Source organism: Microbacterium sp. 18062 (assembly GCF_902706225.1).
Taxonomy (GTDB): domain Bacteria; phylum Actinomycetota; class Actinomycetes; order Actinomycetales; family Microbacteriaceae; genus Microbacterium.
The window spans coordinates 1-397 of sequence record NZ_CACSKB010000606.1; the positions used below are offsets into that span (position 1 = coordinate 1).

Genomic DNA, 397 nt, shown 5'->3' on the forward strand with positions numbered 1-397 from the left:
GTTCCTGGCGGGCCATGCCCGCGGCCTCGACAACGTCGCCAGCGCCCGCCTCGGCACGCTGGCGGCCGCCGAGGTGATCCAGCATATCGGCGCGCGCCCCCAGGCCGACCTGATCGGCCTCGCCAAGGCGCGCGGCCTGCTCTGATCCGAATCTTCAGGCGGCCCGCACCGTCGCGAGGAAGCGTGTCACCTCGCTCCGGAGATGCTCGAACCGGAGCGACAGCTCGGACGCCGAGCTGAGCACCTGGTCCGCCGCCGTCCCGGTCTGGTTGGCGGCGTCCGCGACGCCGGAGATGCTGCTCGTCATCTCGCCGGCGCTCGACGCCGCTTCGGTGACGTTGCGGGCGATCTCCCGGGTCGCGGCCCCCTGCTCCTCTACCGCGGCCGCGATCAGGGT

At 73.3% G+C, this 397-nt stretch carries 1 pseudogene; it reads right to left on the bottom strand.

Annotated features, from left to right (window positions below):
* Positions 1–154: 154 nt before the first annotated feature.
* Positions 155–397, bottom strand: a pseudogene (locus tag GVL03_RS21445) (hypothetical protein); the annotation flags it as partial.